Source organism: Pseudomonas sp. FP453 (assembly GCF_030687495.1).
Lineage (GTDB): Bacteria > Pseudomonadota > Gammaproteobacteria > Pseudomonadales > Pseudomonadaceae > Aquipseudomonas.
Window position 1 is genome coordinate 1,017,401 of the sequence record NZ_CP117435.1, and the last position, 17,202, is coordinate 1,034,602.

Here is a 17,202-nt window from a genome sequence, read left to right on the forward strand (position 1 = left end):
ACGAGACCCAGCCATGAGTGAAGAGATTCTGATCAATATCACGCCGATGGAATCGCGCGTGGCGGTGGTAGAGAACGGTGTTCTGCAAGAAGTGCACGTCGAGCGCACCCAGAAGCGCGGGATCGTCGGCAATATCTACAAGGGCAAGGTGGTACGCGTACTGCCGGGGATGCAGGCGGCATTCGTCGATATCGGCCTGGATCGCGCTGCGTTTATCCATGCCTCGGAAATTTCCCTGCGCGAAGGCCCTGCGGTGGAAAGCATCAGCGCGTTGGTGCATGAAGGGCAGAGCCTGGTGGTGCAAGTCACCAAGGACCCCATCGGCTCCAAAGGCGCACGCCTGACCACGCAGCTGTCGATTCCATCGCGTTACCTGGTGTACATGCCGCGTACCGCCCATGTCGGCATTTCCCTGAAGATCGAAGACGAAGGCGAGCGTGAGCGCCTGAAGAAGGTGGTCAGCGACTGCGTGGCCGCCGAAGGCATCAAGGAAGCCGGCGGTTTTATCCTGCGCACGGCAGCCGAAGGTGCCGGCGGCGATGAAATCCTCATGGACATTCGCTACCTGCGACGCCTGTGGGACCAGATCGGCGCCCAGATCAAGACCATCGGCGCGCCGAGTGTGATCTATGAAGACCTCGGCCTGGCCCTGCGTACGCTGCGTGACCTCGTCAGCCCGAAGATTGAGAAAATTCGCATCGACTCGCGGGAAACCTTCCAGCGCACCACGCAATTTGTTGCCGAGCTGATGCCGGAAATTGCTGATCGCCTGGAACACTACCCTGGTGAGCGGCCGATCTTCGACCTGTATGGCGTCGAAGATGAAATCCAGAAAGCCCTGGAGCGCAAGGTGCCACTCAAGTCCGGTGGTTACCTGGTGGTCGACCCGGCAGAAGCCATGACCACTATCGACGTCAACACCGGCGCGTTCGTCGGGCATCGCAACCTCGAAGAAACCATCTTCAAGACCAACCTCGAAGCCGCCACCGCGATTGCCCGCCAGCTGCGCCTGCGCAACCTGGGCGGCATCATCATCATCGACTTCATCGACATGGAAGATGAAGAGCACCAGCGCCAGGTGCTGCGCACCCTGGAGAAGCAGCTGGAGCGTGATCACGCCAAGACCAATATCATCGGCATCACCGAACTGGGCCTGGTGCAGATGACCCGCAAGCGCACCCGTGAAAGCCTTGAGCAAGTGCTGTGCGAGCCGTGCAGCAGTTGCCAGGGGCGCGGCAAGTTGAAGACCCCGGAAACGGTTTGCTACGAGATTTTCCGGGAAATCTTACGAGAGGCGCGAGCCTACCAGGCTGAAGGTTATAGAGTGCTTGCCAACCAGAAAGTGGTCGACCGACTGTTGGATGAAGAGTCCGGCAACGTCGCGGAATTGGAGGGGTTTATCGGGCGCACGATTCGTTTCCAGGTTGAAACCATGTATTCCCAGGAACAATACGACGTGGTGCTGCTCTGATCCCCATTCGCTTTCTTTTTACTGCCTTGAGGGTCGCCTGACATGGAGCGTCTGATACGCTTTTTTGCCGCTTTGACCCGTTGGGGCCTGGGCCTCTGTGCGCTGTTGCTGGTCCTGGCGGCGGTGTATGTGAGCCTGGGTCGCGAATTGACCCCGCTGGTGGCCGAATACCGTGCCGAAGTCGAAGCCAAGGCCCAGGCCGCGGTGGATATGCCCCTGCACATTGGCAGCCTTGAAGGCCGCTGGAGCGGCTTTGCCCCTGTGCTGTTGGCCCACGACGTGATGGTGGGCGAGGGCAGCAGTGCCTTGCGCCTGGACCAGGTCGAAGTGGTGCCGGATGTCTGGGCCAGCCTGATGGCCCGTGAAGTGCGCATTGCCCACCTGGAAGTCAGCGGCCTGCAACTGAGCGTCAAGGAAGACAAGGACGGCCACTGGGCGCTGCAAGGCCTGCCGGTGCAGGATGAGCAACCGCTGGACCCGCAGCAAGTGCTGCAGCGCATGCAGATGGTCAAGCGCGTGTCGTTGCTCGACAGCCAGGTCACCCTGCAACCTTTCGACCAGCCACCGTTGACCCTGACCTACGTCGGCCTGAGCCTGCACACCGGCATCACCCGCCAGCGCCTCGACGCGCGCCTGACCCTGCCCGACGGCCAACCCCTGGCGTTGAGCTTGCGTACACGCATTCGCGCCAGCCAATGGCAGGACGGTGAAGTCCAGGCTTACTTGAGCCTGCCGCAGAGCGACTGGGCCAAGTGGATTCCGGCCCGGTTGACGCAGCAGTGGAAACTCAGCCAATTCAAAGCCGGCGGCGAATTCTGGCTGACCTGGGCCAAGGGCGCGGTGCAAAACGCGGTGGTGCGCCTCAACTCGCCACAGGTGAAGGGCAGCTATGCCGAGCGCAAGCCGGTGCACATTGAAAACCTTGCGCTCAACGCCTACCTGCAACGCAGTGATACGGGCCTCAAGGTGGTGTTCGATTCGCTGGCGATGAACCTCGGGGAGACCCGCTGGGAATCACGCCTGCAATTGCAGCAGAGCCTGGCGACCGACAAGGATCAGGAAACCTGGAAGCTGCAAGCCGACCGCCTGGACCTGACCCCCATCACGCCGCTGTTGAATGCCCTGGCACCGTTACCGGAGGGGTTTGCCAAGACCATCGAACACCTGAAGGCCACGGGGCTGCTGCGCAATGTGCTGGTGGATTTCCGTCCCCAGGACACCACGGATCAAAAAGTCAGTTTTGCCGCCAACCTGGAGCGCGTCGGTTTTGACGCTTACTTCGGTGCGCCGGCCGCGCGCAACGTGTCCGGCAGCATCAGCGGTGATCTGGGCCATGGCGAACTGCGCATGGACAGCAAGGACTTCTCCCTGCACCTCGATCCGATTTTCGCCAAGCCCTGGCAGTACATCCAGGCCAATGCGCGCCTGACATGGAAACTGGATAAAGAAGGCTTCACCCTGATCGCGCCGTATATCAAGGTGCTGGGCGAAGAAGGCAAGGTCGCCGCCGATTTCCTGATCCGCCTGCATTTTGACCACAGCCAGGAAGACTACATGGACCTGCGGGTCGGCATGGTCGATGGTGATGGGCGCTTCACCCCCAAATACCTGCCGGCGGTGTTGAGCCCGGCGCTGGATGAATGGCTGCGCACGGCGATTCTCAAGGGCGCGGTCGACGAGGGCTTCTTCCAATACCAGGGTTCACTGAACCACGATGCATTGCCGGCCTCGCGCAATATCAGCCTGTTCTTCAAGGTGCATGACGCCGAGCTGGCGTTCCAGCCAGGCTGGCCCCACGTGAGCAAGGTCAAGGGTGAGGTGTTTGTCGAGGAAAGCGGCGTGCGCATCCTCGCCAGCAAGGGCCAGTTGCTCGACACCAAGGTCAAGGATATCTACGTCAATATTCCCCATGCGCCGGCTGGCAAGGACAGCCATCTGCTGCTCACCGGTGGTTTCGCCGGTGGCTTGGGTGATGGCCTGAAGATCCTGCAGGAAGCGCCGATTGGTACGGCTGCAACCTTTGCCGGCTGGAAGGGCGAGGGCGACCTGCAAGGCAGCCTGGACCTGGATGTGCCGCTGGCCAAGGGCACCGAGCCGAAAATCGTGGTGGACTTCAAGACCGACAAGGCACGCCTGCAACTGGCCGAGCCGACGCTGGACCTGACCCAGCTCAAGGGCGATTTCCGTTTCGACAGTGCCAAGGGCCTCAGCGGCCAGAACATCACGGCCCAGGCGTTTGACCGGCCCATCACCGCGCAGATTTTTGCCGACGGCAAGCCGGGCAATATCAGCACGCGCGTGACTGCCAAGGGCCAGGTCACGGTCAAGCGGCTGACGGACTGGTTGAAAGTCGGCCAGCCGTTGCCAGTGTCCGGCGACATTCCCTACCAGTTGCAACTGAACCTGGATGGGGCCGACAGCCAGTTGATGGTCAGCTCCAACCTCAAGGGTGTGGCAGTGGACTTGCCGGCCCCTTTCGGCATGCCCGCCAGCCAGGGGCGTGACAGCGTGTTCCGGATGACCTTGCAGGGTAACGAGCGGCGGTATTGGTTCGATTATGGCGAGTTGGCGAATTTCACCTTTGCCGCCCCGCCGGACAAGTTCAACGAAGGCCGTGGCGAGTTGTTTCTCGGTGATGGTGATGCGCTGTTGCCCACGGTCAAAGGCTTGCGTATTCGCGGGGTCTTGTCGGAACTCGACATCGACCCGTGGAAAAAACTCGTCGACCGTTATGCCGGCAATGACCCGGGCGGTAGCGCCAAACAGTTGCTCAGTGGCGCCGACTTCAAGGTCGGCAAGCTGACGGGTTTCGGCACCCGGTTCGACCAGGTCAAATTGCAGCTGGACCGCAAGCCCGCCGCCTGGGCCTTGCAGCTCGACAGCCAGCAGGCCAAGGGCAGCGTCAACCTGCCGGATGCCAAGGCCGCGCCGATTGCGATCAACCTGCAATACGTGAAATTGCCGGCGGTGGACCCGAGCGTCCAGGCCGACGAAAACGCGCCGGATCCCTTGGCCGACATCGACCCCAAGGACATTCCCGCGCTGGATATCGCCATTGATCAACTGTTCCAGGGGCCGGACCTGATCGGTGCCTGGTCGCTGAAGATCCGCCCGACGACCAAGGGCCTGACCTTCAACAACCTGGACCTGGGCCTCAAGGGCATGCAGCTCAAGGGCGACGGCGGCTGGGAAGGCGCACCGGGGAGCAGCAGCAGTTGGTACAAGGGGCGTCTGGACGGCAAGAATATCGGCGATGTGCTCAAAGGCTGGGGTTACGCGCCGACCGTGACGAGCAAGGACTTCCATCTGGACGTGGACGGCCGCTGGCCAGGTTCGCCGGCCTATGTGGGGCCTAAGCGTTTCTCCGGCAGCCTGGATGCGACATTCCGCAGCGGCCAGTTTGTTGAAGTGGAAGGCGGTGCTCAGGCGCTGCGTGTATTTGGCCTGCTCAATTTCAACTCCATCGGGCGCCGGCTGCGTCTGGACTTTTCCGACTTGCTCGGCAAGGGCTTGAGTTACGACAAGGTCAAGGGTTTGCTGGCGGCGAGTAACGGCGTGTTTGTCACCCGCGAGCCGATCACCATGACCGGACCATCGACCAACCTGGAGCTTAACGGCACCCTGGACCTGGTGGCTGACCGTGTCGACGCCAAGCTGCTGGTGACGTTGCCGGTCACCAACAACCTGCCGATTGCCGCGCTGATCGTGGGCGCGCCGGCGATTGGCGGCGCGTTGTTCCTGATCGACAAGCTGATCGGTGACCGTGTGTCGCGTTTTGCCAGCGTGCAATACAAAGTGGAAGGGCCCTGGAAGGACCCTAAAATCACCTTCGACAAGCCATTTGAAAAGCCAAACTGAGAGGCTGTGGAGTAGCATGGCCGCACGCCCATTACGGAGAGTCGGCCCATGTCCTTTGCGGTAATTCAAATGGTCAGCCAGAGCGATGTGCTGGCCAATCTGGCCCAGGCCCGGCGCCTGCTGGAGCAAGCGGCGGCGGGCGGTGCGAAGCTGGCCGTGCTGCCGGAAAACTTCGCCGCCATGGGCCGCCGTGATGTGGCCGATATCGGCCGCGCCGAGGCGTTGGGCGAAGGGCCGATCCTGCCGTGGTTGAAACAGACCGCCCGCGACCTCACCTTATGGATAGTGGCCGGCACCTTGCCGTTGCCGCCCAAGGATCAGCCGAACGCCAAGTCCAACGCCTGCTCGCTGCTGGTCGATGACCGGGGCGAAATCGTTGCCCGTTACGACAAGCTGCACCTGTTCGATGTGGATGTTGCCGATGCGCGAGGTCGTTATCGCGAATCCGACGACTATGCTTTCGGGAGCAATGTGGTGGTGGCGGATACGCCGGTGGGGCGCTTGGGCCTGACCGTGTGTTACGACCTGCGCTTCCCCGAGCTGTACAGTGAATTACGGGCGGCGGGGGCTGAATTGATTACCGCGCCGTCGGCTTTTACGGCGGTGACTGGCGCCGCGCATTGGGACGTGCTGATTCGCGCGCGCGCCATCGAAACCCAGTGCTATCTGCTGGCGGCGGCCCAGGGCGGCGTGCACCCGGGACCGCGGGAGACCCATGGTCATGCGGCGATTGTCGACCCGTGGGGGCGTGTGCTGACACAACAGGATCAAGGCGAAGCGGTGTTGTTGGCCGAACGCGACAGCAGTGAACAAGCGTCGATACGGGCGCGCATGCCGGTGGTCAACCATCGGCGCTTTTTCTCGCAGGGCGCACAGCGGCCTGCTTCGGAACGATGAATTTAAGGCCAAACCTATGAGCGAGTTGTTGTCCTCAGTCAGTGAACACCTCCTGGCACCCGGTGGCGTGACCATCGAAAGCTTACAAACCGTACTCGGCGATCTGGCCGGGCCGGGTATCGACGCGGCCGACCTGTATTTCCAGGGGCAGATTTCCGAGTCGTGGGCCCTCGAAGACGGCATCGTCAAGGAAGGCAGCTTCAACCTGGACCAGGGTGTAGGCGTGCGTGCCCAATCCGGTGAAAAAACCGGTTTTGCCTACAGCAATGCCATCACGCTGGAAGCCCTGGGGCTGGCGGCGCGTGCGGCGCGTTCGATCTCCCGTGCTGGCCAGAACGGCACGGTGCAGGCGTTTACCACCCAGGACGTGGCGCAGTTGTATGGGCCGGATAACCCGCTGGAAGTCATCAGCCGTGCGGAGAAGGTCGAGTTGCTCAAGCGTGTCGACGCTGCAACCCGCGCCCTTGATCCACGTATCCAGCAAGTCACCGTGAGCATGGCCGGTGTGTGGGAACGCATCCTGGTGGCGTCCACCGACGGCAGCCTGGCGGCAGATGTGCGGCCGCTGGTGCGTTTCAATGTCAGTGTGATCGTCGAGCAGAACGGCCGCCGTGAGCGCGGCGGACATGGCGGCGGCGGGCGTACCGACTACCGTTATTTCCTCAGCGATGACCGCGCCATGGGGTATGCCCGTGAAGCGCTGCGCCAGGCCCTGGTCAACCTGGAAGCCATTCCGGCGCCGGCCGGTACGTTGCCGGTGGTGTTGGGGTCGGGTTGGTCCGGCGTGCTGTTGCACGAAGCCGTGGGCCATGGCCTGGAAGGCGACTTCAACCGCAAGGGCAGCTCCGCCTACAGCGGGCGCATGGGCGAGAGGGTTGCGTCCAAGCTGTGCACCATTGTCGATGACGGCACGTTGGCCGGGCGTCGTGGCTCGCTGAGCGTTGATGACGAAGGTACGCCGACCGAGTGCACCACGCTGATCGAAAACGGCGTGCTCAAGGGTTATATGCAAGACAAGCTCAACGCACGCCTGATGGGCGTTGCGCGCACCGGCAACGGCCGTCGCGAGTCCTACGCGCACCTGCCGATGCCACGCATGACCAACACCTACATGCTCGCCGGCGAAAGCGACCCGGCGGAGATCATCGCTTCGGTGAAACGCGGGATCTACTGCGCGAACCTTGGCGGCGGCCAGGTGGATATCACCAGCGGCAAGTTCGTGTTCTCCACCAGCGAGGCGTACCTGATCGAAGACGGCAAGATTACCGCGCCGGTCAAAGGGGCCACGTTGATCGGTAACGGACCGGAAGCCATGAGCAAGGTGTCGATGGTCGGTAACGACCTGTCGCTGGACAGCGGCGTGGGCACGTGCGGCAAGGATGGGCAGTCGGTGCCGGTGGGTGTCGGCCAGCCAACGCTGAAAATTGATGCGATCACCGTGGGTGGCACGGGCTCGTAGGAAAGGTGGAGCTTCGGGTGGCGAAGATCGCCACCCGGGGAAGAGGATCAGCGCAGACCGCGTTGAGTCTCGTCCAGCTCTCGGATGTACTTGAAGATTTTACGGCTGGTGGCCGGCGCCTTGTTATGCGCCTGCTCGTGCTGGGCCTGACGGATCAGGGAGCGCAATTGCTGGCGGTCCGCATCCGGGTAGTCCAGCACGAATTTCTCCAGCACGGCGTCATCGCCCGCGATCAGGCGGTCACGCCACCGTTCCAGGTTATGGAAACGTTCGTTGTACTGGCGAGTGGAGGCATCGGTTTGATCGAGCAAGGCGAGAATGGCGTCAGTGTCCTGATCGCGCATCAGCTTGCCGATAAACATGATGTGCCGTTTACGCGCGATATTCGCGGTGTGCTTGGGTGCATCCGCCAGCGCCCGGCGCATTTCGTCGGTCAGGGGCAGTTTTGCAATCAAGTCTTTCTTGAGCGTTGTAAGGCGCTCGCCAAGGTCAACCAGAGCATGCAGCTCACGTTTGACCTGGGTTTTGCTTTTCTCCCCATCGAGGGAGTCGTCGTAAGAATCAACCATGGTGGCAGTCCGCAAAGAAACGCCGCCATGATAACCAGTCGGGGGCCGCTTGTCCGGCCCGGTCGCTCGATGGCCTTAACCGAAAGCAGAATTTGAGTGGAGAAAACCATGAGTGCAGCCCAAAGCGTCGGTCCGCAAGCGTTACCGGCACTGCAGGAACAAGTCGAGCAGATCCTTGCCGAGGCCAAGCGCCAGGGGGCCAGTGCCTGTGAAGTGGCGGTGTCGCTGGAGCAGGGGCTGTCGACGTCGGTACGTCAGCGCGAAGTGGAAACCGTTGAGTTCAACCGTGACCAGGGCTTTGGCATCACCCTTTACGTGGGGCAGCGCAAAGGCTCGGCCAGCACCTCGGCCAGCGGCCCGGAAGCGATTCGCGAGACCGTCGCGGCCGCGTTGGCGATTGCCAAGCATACTTCCGAGGACGAAAGCTCGGGCTTGGCTGACAAAGCGCTGATGGCCAAGGATTTGAAGGACTTCGATCTGTTCCATGAATGGGACATCACCCCGGAGCAGGCCATTGAGTTGGCGCTGACCTGCGAAGCCGCTGCGTTCGATGCAGATCCCCGCATCAAGAACGCCGATGGCACCACGTTGAGCACGCATCAAGGGTGCCGCGTGTACGGCAACAGCCACGGTTTTGTCGGCGGTTATGCCTCCACCCGCCATAGCTTGAGCTGCGTGATGATCGCCGAAGCCAACGGCCAGATGCAGCGCGACTACTGGTACGACGTGAGCCGCCAGGGCGAGTTGCTGGCGGACCCGGCCAGCATCGGCCAGCGTGCCGCGCAACGTGCCGCCAGCCGCTTGGGCGCGCGCCCGGTGCCAACGTGCGAAGTGCCGGTGCTGTTTTCGGCGGAATTGGCCGGTGGTTTGTTCGGCAGTTTCCTTAGCGCGATTTCTGGCGGCAACCTGTACCGCAAGTCGTCGTTCCTTGAGGGTGCAATCGGGCAAAAGCTGTTCCCGGAGTGGCTGACCCTCGATGAGCGTCCGCACCTGATGCGCGCCATGGGCAGCTCGGCGTTCGATGGCGATGGCCTGGCGACCTATGCCAAGCCGTTCGTCGAAAACGGCGAGTTGGTGTCCTATGTGCTGGGGACTTACTCCGGTCGCAAGCTCGGCCTGCCAAGCACGGCCAACTCCGGTGGCGTGCACAACCTGTTTGTCACCCATGGCGATGAAGACCAGGCGGCGTTGCTGCGTCGCATGGGGCGTGGCCTGCTGGTGACGGAGTTGATGGGCCATGGCCTGAACATGGTGACCGGCGATTACTCCCGGGGTGCGGCGGGCTTCTGGGGTGGAAAACGGCGAGATCCAGTTCGCCGTCCAGGAAGTGACCATCGCCGGCAATATGCGCGACATGTTCAAGCAAATTGTCGCGGTGGGTAACGATCTGGAGCTACGCAGCAACATTCGCACAGGCTCGGTATTGATCGAGCGGATGACGGTCGCCGGCAGCTGATCCTCCCGACGCTTCATCTAAAAAGGCGCGCCATCTCAACGATGGCGCGCCTTTTTTTGTGGCTGCGTTACAGGCAGATTAATCGGCCACTCTTGTTTTGATTCTCAATATCATTTAATAATAAATATCATTACCGGATGAGTGTGGATCATGAGTTCAGTCCTGCATGAGGATCCTTACCTGGAGAGCTGGCGCTGGATGAGTCGCCAGATCCGTTGCGGCCTCAACCCCAACGAGCCGCGCCTGATCGAGCATTACCTCAACGAGGGTCGCTACCTGGCGTGCTGCACCGCGACCCATCCGTGGACGATCGCTGAAACCTCATTCCGCCTGCTGCTCGACACCGCCAGCGATATCGCGCTGCCCTGGCATTGGCGCTCCATGTGCCTGGACCAGGCCTGGCGCCCCCTGCGTGACCTGGAAAAACTCTCTCACTGTGCCTGCCGCCTCAAGCGTTGGCAGAGCTTTGCGTGGCGATTGGCGACTTGCGAATTGCTGCCGTCTATTTCTCACTCCGACCTGGTGCAAGGATCTAACGATGAGTAACACCCGTATCGAACGCGACAGCATGGGCGAACTGCAAGTGCCGGCCGAGGCCTTGTATGGCGCACAAACCCAGCGCGCGGTGAACAACTTCCCGATCAGCCATCAGCGTATGCCCGCGCAATTCATTCGCGCCCTGATCCTCGCCAAGGCCGCCGCGGCCAAGGCCAACGTCGATCTCAAGCAAATCACCGAAGGGCAGGGCAAGGCTATCGTCGATGCCGCCCAGGGCTTGCTCGAAGGCGACTTCATGCAGCACTTCCCGGTGGATATTTTCCAGACCGGCTCCGGCACCAGTTCCAACATGAACGCCAACGAAGTGATCGCGACCCTGGCCAGCCGTTTGCTGGGCGAGGCGGTCAACCCCAATGACCACGTGAACTGCGGCCAAAGCAGCAACGACATCATTCCGACCACCATCCACGTCAGCGCTGCGCTGGTCCTGCATGAACAAACCCTGCCGGCGTTGCTGCACCTGGTGCAGGTGATCGAGCGCAAGGCCGAGGAAGTCCATCCGTTCATCAAGACCGGCCGCACGCACCTGATGGACGCCATGCCGGTGCGCATGAGCCAGGTGCTCAATGGCTGGGCACAACAACTCAAGGCCAACATCGGTCACTTGCAGGATTTGCTCCCGAGCTTGCAGGCCCTGGCCCAGGGCGGCACGGCGGTCGGCACCGGGATCAACGCCCACCCGGAATTCGCCGCACGTTTCAGCCAGCAGTTGAGCAGCCTGACCGACGTGACCTTCACGCCGGGCAAGAACCTGTTTGCGCTGATTGGCTCCCAGGATACCGCCGTCGCCGTCTCTGGCCAGTTGAAAGCCACCGCCGTGTCGCTGATGAAAATCGCCAACGATCTGCGCTGGATGAACTCCGGCCCACTCGCCGGCCTCGGTGAAATCGAGCTGGAAGGCCTGCAGCCGGGCTCTTCGATCATGCCGGGCAAGGTCAATCCGGTGATCCCGGAAGCCACCGCCATGGTCGCCGCCCAAGTGATCGGCAATGACACGGTGATTACCGTCGCGGGCCAATCCGGCAACTTCGAGCTGAACGTGATGCTGCCGATCATTGCCCAGAACCTGCTCAGCAGCCTCGAACTGCTGGCCAATTCCAGCCGTTTGCTGGCGGACAAGGCCATCGCCACCTTCAAGGTCAACGAAGCCAAGCTCAAGGAAGCGCTGTCGCGCAATCCGATCCTGGTCACGGCACTCAACCCGATCATTGGCTACCAGAAGGCCGCTGAAATCGCCAAGAAAGCCTATCAACAAGGCCGTCCGGTGATTGATGTGGCGCTTGAGCACACCGACTTGCCCCGCAGCCAACTGGAAGTCCTGCTGGACCCGGAAAAGCTCACGGCCGGCGGCGTGTAATCACCGACCCTGCTTTGGAGGCTCACCATGGAGCACTGGAAACGCACGATCGAACGGGCCAATCGCTGCTTTATGCAGGGCGAACTGGTTGACGCTCGCGAGGCCTATTTGCAAGCCCTGGCCCTGGCCCAAGTGTTGTTCGAACGCTGGGCGGATGCCGACGAAGCAGTGGCGGCTTGCGTCATTTCCCATCACAACCTGGCGGACCTGCATCTGCGCCTGAACCAGCCGGAGGAAAGCGCGGAATACCTCTGCGCTATCCACCAGCGCCTGCTGCAGACCATGCAGGACCCGCGCCTGACCCCGCAATTGCGTGAGGCGGCGCTGCGCCAGAGCAGCAAGACCTACGTCGAACTGTTGAACTTCATCAGCGATCACGGCGAGTACCCGCGTACCCATCGCCTGCTGGGCAGCACTGCGGCGCAACCGGATGCGTCGACTCGCAACAGTCCTTATTACGGAGCACATTGAAATGTCCTACACCTTGCCTGCCTTGCCTTACGCCTACGACGCCCTGGAACCGCACATCGATGCGCAAACCATGGAGATTCACTACACCAAGCATCACCAGACCTACATCAACAACCTCAACGCCGCTGTCGAGGGCACCGAGTTTGCGGGCTGGCCGGTCGAGAAACTGGTGGCCAGCGTGCAGCAACTGCCGGAAAAACTGCGTGCCGCCGTGATCAACCAAGGTGGCGGCCATGCCAACCACTCGTTGTTCTGGGCGGTGATGTCGCCCAAAGGTGGCGGCAAGCCTGAAGGTGCGCTGGCCAAGGCTATCGATGAGCAAGTGGGTGGTTTCGACAGCTTCAAGGAAGCCTTCACCAAGGCCGCGTTGACCCGTTTCGGCAGCGGTTGGGCCTGGCTCAGCGTGACCCCGCAAAAGACCCTGGTCGTGGAAAGCAGCGGTAACCAGGACAGCCCGCTGATGAGCGGCAATACGCCGATCCTCGGCCTGGACGTCTGGGAGCACGCTTATTACCTGCTCTATCAGAACCGTCGCCCGGAATACATCAACGCCTTCTACAGCGTGATCAACTGGCCGGAAGTCGCTGCACGCTATCAGGCCGCCTTGGCCTGACATTGACCACCATAACAAGATCTAAGGCCGACTATGGGCACTGAAACACTGGCGATCAGCAGCGGGCGGATGTTTCGTTATGCGTTTGGCTCGCTGCTGCTATTGGCAGGTACTGCATTGCTGGTGGCCCACGGGCTCGACTGGCTGAACCTGGAGCCGCGCATCCTGCGTGCCCTGCAAGGTGGATCGATTTGCGCGCTGGGTACGGCGCTTGGCGCGGTGCCGGTACTGGTCATTCGCCGGATGCCGGTGGCGCTGAGCGACACGTTGCTGGGTTTTGGCGCCGGGGTGATGCTGGCGGCGACCGCCTTTTCGCTGATCGTGCCAGGGATCGCCGCCGCTGAAAGCCTGGGGCTCACGCCCTGGGGCGCCAGTGGGTTGATCAGCTTTGGCATCATGCTGGGCGCGTTCGGGCTGTATCTGGTTGATCGCAAGGTCTCCGGGGCGAGCCCGGAAATGTTGGTGGGCACACCGGATCACCCGGTGATACCGCCGCGCATCTGGCTGTTCGTGTTTGCCATCATTGCCCATAACATCCCGGAAGGCATGGCGGTGGGGGTTTCGGCAGGCGGCGGTATGCCGGATGCCGACAGCCTGGCCATGGGCATCGCCTTGCAGGATGTGCCCGAAGGCCTGGTGATTGCCTTGGTGTTGGCCGGGGCAGGGATGTCGCGGGTCAAGGCGTTCCTGATCGGTGCGGCCTCAGGTTTGGTCGAGCCGGTATTTGCCGTGCTGTGTGCCTGGTTGGTGAGTCTGGCAGAAGTGCTGTTGCCACTCGGGCTGGCGCTGGCGGCAGGGGCGATGTTGCTGGTGGTGACTCACGAGGTGATCCCCGAATCGCGGCGCAACGGTCACGAAAAGCTTGCCAGCCTGGGGTTGTGCATCGGTTTTTGCTTGATGATGGTGATGGATACCGCATTGGGCTGAAGTCGTTGCGACTTCACGCCCATCTCAAAGGGTGAGTTTACTCACCCTCATCAAAGAAATTGTTGATCAACGCCACCAGGGCGTCCATCGCTTCCTGCTCTTGCTCGCCCTCTGTCTTCAGGTGAATCCTGGTGCCCTTGCCGGCGGCCAGCATCATCATGGCCATGATGCTTTTGCCATCGACCATGGATTCCGGGGTGCGCCCCGCACGGATCTGGCAGGGGAACTGCCCGGCAACGCCGACGAACTTCGCAGAAGCCCGGGCATGCAAGCCCAGCTTGTTGATGATTTCAATTTCCAGAGCGGGCATCGCGGGGGTGATCCTTTCAGCTAAGGTCGCGGTGGCGAACCTGGACGTTCTTGAGGGTTTGTTGCAGTACCTGGCCCAGGCGTTCGGTCAGGTAGACCGAGCGGTGGTGGCCGCCAGTGCAGCCAATGGCAATGGTGACATAGGCCCGGTTGCTTGCGGCAAAGCGCGGCAGCCATTTGAGCAGGTAGCTGGAGATATCCTGGAACATCTCTTCGACATCCGGCTGCGCTGCCAGGTACTCGGCCACGGGCTGGTCCAGCCCGGACTGCTCACGCAGCTCGGGTTTCCAATAGGGGTTCGGCAGGCAACGCACATCGAACACCAGGTCGGCATCCACCGGCATGCCGCGCTTGAAGCCAAACGACTCGACGAGAAACGCGGTGCCAGGCTCCGGCTGATTCAGCAGGCGCAGCTTGATGGCGTCGCGCAGCTGGTACAGGTTGAGGCTGGTGGTGTTGATCTTGAGGTCGGCGAGGTCGATGATCGGCCCCAGCAACTTGGTTTCGTCTTCGATGGCTTCCGCCAGGGAACGATGCGGGCTGCTGAGGGGGTGGCGCCGGCGGGTTTCGGAAAAACGCTTGAGTAGCGTCTCTTCGTCGGCGTCCAGGTACAACACATCGCAATGTATGTGCTTGGCGCGAACTTCCTCAAGCAATTGCGGGAACCGCTCAAGGTGGCTGGGCAGGTTGCGGGCATCGATCGACACGGCCACCAGGGGTTGCGCCAGTTCGGTATGGATCAGGGCACGTTCGGCCAGCTCCGGCAGCAAGCCGGCGGGCAGGTTGTCGATGCAGTAGAAACCGTTGTCCTCAAGCACGTTGAGGGCGGTGCTTTTACCCGAGCCGGAGCGGCCGCTGACGATGATCAAACGCATGATTACTGCCCGTTCTGTTCATCCAGGACAACCTGGTACAGCGCCTCGTTGCTGCTGGCACTGCGCAGTTTGTCGCGTACTTCCTTGCGGTCGAGCATGCTGGCGATCTGACGGAGCAGTTCCAGGTGTGCATCGGTGGCGGCTTGCGGGACCAGCAGAACGAACAGCAGGTCAACCGGTGCGCCGTCGATGGCGTCGAAATCGATGGGGGCGTCCAGGTGCAACAGGGCGCTGACAGGTGCCTCACAGCTTTTGAGGCGGCAATGGGGAATGGCGATGCCGTTGCCAAAACCGGTGGAACCGAGTTTTTCACGGGCAATCAGAGCCTCGTACACATCTTGCATCTCCAGGTCAGGCACTTCGCGGCTGATCAGGTTGGCAATTTGTTCGAGGGCTTTCTTTTTGCTGCCGCCCGGCGCGTTCACGAGGGAACGGCCGGGGGTCAGGATGGTTTCAAGTCGAATCATGGGTGGGGAGTGTTAGCGGCCTGTGCCCTGGAGAAGGCTCTGCTGCTTTTCCTTATGCTTTTTGATTTGGCGATCCAGCTTGTCGGTCAGGTCGTCAATGGCGGCATACATATCTGAATGCTCGGCATTGGCGACGACTTCCCCGCCGGGTATACGCAAGGTGGCTTCGATTTTCTGCTTCAGCTTTTCGACAGTCATGATGACTTGCACGTTGGTGATCTTGTCGAAATGCCCCTCAATTCTTTTGAGTTTTTCGCCGATATAGGCGCGCAGCGGTTCGGTCACTTCCAGTTGGTGTCCACTGATGTTGACTTGCATACAGCTTCTCCTTCGTTGCCAGTGCATAAAGCGGTGGGCAGGAATACCCACCACTGGAACGCTGTGGCCCGCCCGTCACATCAAACGCTTACGCTCGCTGGAAGGCGCGATCCCGAGGGACTCGCGGTACTTGGCGACGGTTCGACGGGCGACCTGAATGCCTTGTGCCTCCAGTAAACCAGCGATCTTACTGTCACTCAATGGCTTTTTCTGATTTTCCGCGGCAACCAGTTTTTTGATGATCGCGCGAATCGCCGTGGACGAGCATTCGCCGCCTTCGGAGGTGCTGACGTGGCTGGAGAAAAAGTATTTCAGCTCATAAATACCCCGTGGGGTATGCATGAATTTTTGCGTGGTCACCCGGGAAATCGTCGATTCGTGCATGCCGACCGCTTCGGCGATGTCATGCAGCACCAGCGGTTTCATCGCTTCATCGCCATATTCCAGGAAGCCGCGCTGGTGCTCGACGATCTGGGTGGCGACTTTCATCAGGGTTTCGTTGCGGCTCTGCAGGCTCTTGATGAACCAGCGGGCCTCCTGCAACTGGTTGCGCATGAAGGTGTTGTCGGCGCTGGTGTCGGCGCGGCGCACGAAGCCGGCGTATTGCGGGTTGACCCGCAGGCGTGGAACCGATTCCTGGTTCAGCTCCACCAGCCAGCGCTCGTTGTCCTTGCGCACGATCACGTCAGGGACCACGTACTCAGCTTCGCTGGACTCGATCTGCGAGCCCGGACGCGGGTTGAGGCTCTGCACCAGCTCGATGACCTGGCGCAGGTCGTCTTCCTTGAGCTTCATGCGGCGCATCAACTGGCTGTAGTCGCGGCTGCCCAGCAGGTCGATGTAGTCAGTGACCAGGCGCTGGGCTTCAGCGAGCCAAAGGGTCTTGGCGGGCAGTTGGCGCAATTGCAGCAGCAGGCATTCGCTGAGGGTGCGGGCGCCAATACCGGCGGGCTCGAACTGCTGGATGCGGTGCAGGACGGCTTCGATCTCGTCCAGTTCGATGTCCAGCTCCGGGTCGAACGCTTCGAGGATCTCCTCCAGCGTCTCGTCCAGGTAGCCCTGGTTGTTGATGCAATCGATCAGGGTCACGGCGATCAGGCGATCGGTGTCCGACATCGGCGCCAGGTTCAGTTGCCACAGCAGATGGCTCTGCAGGCTCTCGCCGGCGGAGGTGCGGGTGGTGAAGTCCCACTCGTCGTCATCGTTGCTGGGCAGGCTGCTGGCGCTGGTCTGGTAGACGTCTTCCCAGGCGGTGTCCACGGGAAGCTCGTTGGGAATGCGTTCGTTCCATTCGCCTTCTTCCAGGTTGTCCACCGTCGGGGCGGTTTCCTGGTAGGAGGGTTCCTGCACGTCGGAGTTGGGTTTTTGCTCGATGTTGTCGGCCAGCGGGTCTGCATTATCGAAGTCGTCGCCTTCTTCCTGGCGTTCGAGCATCGGATTGGACTCCAGGGCCTCCTGGATTTCCTGTTGCAGGTCCAGGGTCGACAATTGGAGCAGGCGGATGGCCTGTTGCAGCTGCGGTGTCATCGTCAGCTGCTGGCCCATTCTCAGGACTAGCGATGGTTTCATGGCAGGGGCTTAACACCTTATTCGCCGG

At 61.3% G+C, this 17,202-nt stretch carries 15 protein-coding genes and 1 pseudogene; 10 read left to right on the forward strand and 6 right to left on the reverse strand.

Features of this window, described 5'->3' with window-relative positions; genetic code table 11:
* Positions 1-13 precede the first annotated feature (13 nt).
* The 4 genes from rng to tldD are packed head-to-tail and all read left to right on the forward strand — an operon-like array spanning position 14 to position 7,685.
* Positions 14-1,471: a ribonuclease G gene (gene rng / locus PSH87_RS04530; RefSeq protein WP_017738770.1), complete on the forward strand. Its 1,458-nt coding sequence runs from the start codon at positions 14-16 to the stop codon at positions 1,469-1,471.
* Positions 1,472-1,513: 42 nt separating this feature from the next.
* Positions 1,514-5,329 (forward strand): YhdP family protein, encoded by a 3,816-nt coding sequence (locus tag PSH87_RS04535; protein ID WP_305432735.1) that lies wholly within the window; start codon positions 1,514-1,516, stop codon positions 5,327-5,329.
* A gap of 48 nt (positions 5,330-5,377) precedes the next feature.
* The gene (locus tag PSH87_RS04540) at positions 5,378-6,226 is read left to right on the forward strand and encodes a carbon-nitrogen hydrolase family protein (protein WP_017738768.1); all 849 of its coding nucleotides are present in this window, start codon (positions 5,378-5,380) and stop codon (positions 6,224-6,226) included.
* Positions 6,227-6,242: 16 nt separating this feature from the next.
* Positions 6,243-7,685: a metalloprotease TldD gene (tldD, locus tag PSH87_RS04545; RefSeq protein WP_257781298.1), complete on the forward strand. Its 1,443-nt coding sequence runs from the start codon at positions 6,243-6,245 to the stop codon at positions 7,683-7,685.
* A 47-nt stretch (positions 7,686-7,732) separates the two neighbouring features.
* Here tldD and yjgA read toward each other — a convergent pair whose 3' ends face one another.
* Entirely contained in the window at positions 7,733-8,254 is a 522-nt protein-coding gene (gene yjgA / locus PSH87_RS04550) for a ribosome biogenesis factor YjgA (protein ID WP_017738766.1), read from the reverse strand.
* A 108-nt stretch (positions 8,255-8,362) separates the two neighbouring features.
* On the opposite strand from yjgA, the pseudogene pmbA reads away from it, so the two are divergent.
* The 6 genes and pseudogenes from pmbA to PSH87_RS04580 all read left to right on the forward strand — a co-directional run bounded on the left by pmbA (position 8,363) and on the right by PSH87_RS04580 (position 13,636).
* Positions 8,363-9,710, forward strand: a pseudogene (pmbA, locus tag PSH87_RS04555) (metalloprotease PmbA).
* Positions 9,711-9,860: 150 nt separating this feature from the next.
* On the forward strand, positions 9,861-10,256 hold the full coding sequence (locus tag PSH87_RS04560) for a hypothetical protein (RefSeq protein WP_017738764.1): 396 nt from the start codon (positions 9,861-9,863) through the stop codon (positions 10,254-10,256).
* On the forward strand, positions 10,249-11,625 hold the full coding sequence (locus tag PSH87_RS04565) for an aspartate ammonia-lyase (RefSeq protein ID WP_017738763.1): 1,377 nt from the start codon (positions 10,249-10,251) through the stop codon (positions 11,623-11,625). Before PSH87_RS04560 ends, PSH87_RS04565 begins: the two co-directional genes overlap by 8 nt.
* Positions 11,626-11,652: 27 nt before the next feature.
* Positions 11,653-12,096 carry a hypothetical protein gene (locus PSH87_RS04570; RefSeq protein WP_017738762.1) on the forward strand — a complete coding sequence of 148 codons (444 nt, stop codon included), beginning with the start codon at positions 11,653-11,655 and terminating at the stop codon, positions 12,094-12,096.
* A gap of 1 nt (position 12,097) precedes the next feature.
* Complete coding sequence (locus PSH87_RS04575) at positions 12,098-12,709, forward strand: superoxide dismutase (RefSeq protein WP_017738761.1); 612 nt, start codon at positions 12,098-12,100, stop codon at positions 12,707-12,709.
* Positions 12,710-12,742: 33 nt separating this feature from the next.
* On the forward strand, positions 12,743-13,636 hold the full coding sequence (locus tag PSH87_RS04580; protein WP_207040059.1) for a ZIP family metal transporter: 894 nt from the start codon (positions 12,743-12,745) through the stop codon (positions 13,634-13,636).
* A gap of 37 nt (positions 13,637-13,673) precedes the next feature.
* Here the strand turns inward: PSH87_RS04580 and PSH87_RS04585 are convergent, their stop codons facing one another.
* The 5 genes from PSH87_RS04585 to PSH87_RS04605 all read right to left on the reverse strand — a co-directional run bounded on the left by PSH87_RS04585 (position 13,674) and on the right by PSH87_RS04605 (position 17,174).
* Entirely contained in the window at positions 13,674-13,946 is a 273-nt protein-coding gene (locus PSH87_RS04585) for an HPr family phosphocarrier protein (RefSeq protein WP_017738759.1), read from the reverse strand.
* Positions 13,947-13,962: 16 nt separating this feature from the next.
* Complete coding sequence (gene rapZ / locus PSH87_RS04590; protein ID WP_017738758.1) at positions 13,963-14,820, reverse strand: RNase adapter RapZ; 858 nt, start codon at positions 14,818-14,820, stop codon at positions 13,963-13,965.
* Positions 14,821-14,822: 2 nt separating this feature from the next.
* Positions 14,823-15,287 (reverse strand): PTS IIA-like nitrogen regulatory protein PtsN, encoded by a 465-nt coding sequence (gene ptsN / locus PSH87_RS04595; protein WP_017738757.1) that lies wholly within the window; start codon positions 15,285-15,287, stop codon positions 14,823-14,825.
* A gap of 12 nt (positions 15,288-15,299) precedes the next feature.
* Positions 15,300-15,605 carry a ribosome hibernation-promoting factor, HPF/YfiA family gene (gene hpf, locus PSH87_RS04600; protein WP_010170586.1) on the reverse strand — a complete coding sequence of 102 codons (306 nt, stop codon included), beginning with the start codon at positions 15,603-15,605 and terminating at the stop codon, positions 15,300-15,302.
* A gap of 75 nt (positions 15,606-15,680) precedes the next feature.
* The gene (locus PSH87_RS04605) at positions 15,681-17,174 is read right to left on the reverse strand and encodes an RNA polymerase factor sigma-54 (RefSeq protein ID WP_026137049.1); all 1,494 of its coding nucleotides are present in this window, start codon (positions 17,172-17,174) and stop codon (positions 15,681-15,683) included.
* Positions 17,175-17,202: the final 28 nt, after the last annotated feature.

Excerpts from the sequence above, each read along its gene's own strand:
- rng (WP_017738770.1), top strand. The coding sequence starts at position 14 with ATGAGTGAAGAGATTCTGATCAATATCACGCCGATGGAATCGCGCGTG.
- PSH87_RS04535 (WP_305432735.1), top strand. The coding sequence starts at position 1,514 with ATGGAGCGTCTGATACGCTTTTTTGCCGCTTTGACCCGTTGGGGCCTG.
- PSH87_RS04540 (WP_017738768.1), top strand. The coding sequence starts at position 5,378 with ATGTCCTTTGCGGTAATTCAAATGGTCAGCCAGAGCGATGTGCTGGCC.
- tldD (WP_257781298.1), top strand. The coding sequence starts at position 6,243 with ATGAGCGAGTTGTTGTCCTCAGTCAGTGAACACCTCCTGGCACCCGGT.
- yjgA (WP_017738766.1), bottom strand. The coding sequence starts at position 8,254 with ATGGTTGATTCTTACGACGACTCCCTCGATGGGGAGAAAAGCAAAACC.
- PSH87_RS04560 (WP_017738764.1), top strand. The coding sequence starts at position 9,861 with ATGAGTTCAGTCCTGCATGAGGATCCTTACCTGGAGAGCTGGCGCTGG.
- PSH87_RS04565 (WP_017738763.1), top strand. The coding sequence starts at position 10,249 with ATGAGTAACACCCGTATCGAACGCGACAGCATGGGCGAACTGCAAGTG.
- PSH87_RS04570 (WP_017738762.1), top strand. The coding sequence starts at position 11,653 with ATGGAGCACTGGAAACGCACGATCGAACGGGCCAATCGCTGCTTTATG.
- PSH87_RS04575 (WP_017738761.1), top strand. The coding sequence starts at position 12,098 with ATGTCCTACACCTTGCCTGCCTTGCCTTACGCCTACGACGCCCTGGAA.
- PSH87_RS04580 (WP_207040059.1), top strand. The coding sequence starts at position 12,743 with ATGGGCACTGAAACACTGGCGATCAGCAGCGGGCGGATGTTTCGTTAT.
- PSH87_RS04585 (WP_017738759.1), bottom strand. The coding sequence starts at position 13,946 with ATGCCCGCTCTGGAAATTGAAATCATCAACAAGCTGGGCTTGCATGCC.
- rapZ (WP_017738758.1), bottom strand. The coding sequence starts at position 14,820 with ATGCGTTTGATCATCGTCAGCGGCCGCTCCGGCTCGGGTAAAAGCACC.
- ptsN (WP_017738757.1), bottom strand. The coding sequence starts at position 15,287 with ATGATTCGACTTGAAACCATCCTGACCCCCGGCCGTTCCCTCGTGAAC.
- hpf (WP_010170586.1), bottom strand. The coding sequence starts at position 15,605 with ATGCAAGTCAACATCAGTGGACACCAACTGGAAGTGACCGAACCGCTG.
- PSH87_RS04605 (WP_026137049.1), bottom strand. The coding sequence starts at position 17,174 with ATGAAACCATCGCTAGTCCTGAGAATGGGCCAGCAGCTGACGATGACA.